Genomic DNA, 384 nt, shown 5'->3' with positions numbered 1-384 from the left:
ATCACGATGGTGTCGGCGTTCTTGTTGTCGAAGCGGTCGTTCAGCTCGCCCAGATCCTGGGAGGGAAGCCCGAGCGCAACGATGTTGAAGGCGTAGGTTCCGATGGAGCTCGTATCGGAAAGGGAGATGTGGCCGCCGAGCTGGTGGAGAATCTTGCCCACGGCCAAGGCCTTGGTGCCGATGACGGCCGCAGGGCCGAACTAGCCGTAGATGCGCTCGGCCTCTTGGGCAATGTAGTCGATGGCCTCTTCCCAGCTGATCTGCTCCCATTGGTCGCGCCCGCGCAGCTCACCGTGGGCATTGGCACCGCCACCGGGCTGCCAGCTCTTGCGCTTCATGGGGAACTTCACCCGATCTTCGCCGAAGACCTGCTGGGCCCGTGCC

General features: G+C 63.5%; 1 protein-coding gene. It reads right to left on the bottom strand.

Translation table 11 applies throughout. The features are described 5' to 3' along the window. Positions 1-200 precede the first annotated feature (200 nt). Positions 201-384, bottom strand: a 184-nt coding sequence (locus tag NE591_RS13185) for a molybdopterin-dependent oxidoreductase (RefSeq protein WP_256156857.1), incomplete at its 5' end; no start/stop codon positions are given.

It is taken from the genome of Adlercreutzia sp. DFI.6.23, assembly GCF_024462535.1.
Classification (GTDB): domain Bacteria; phylum Actinomycetota; class Coriobacteriia; order Coriobacteriales; family Eggerthellaceae; genus Adlercreutzia; species Adlercreutzia rubneri.
The sequence above is the reverse complement of the archived record's forward strand: the minus strand, read 5'-3'. Positions and strand labels throughout refer to the sequence as shown.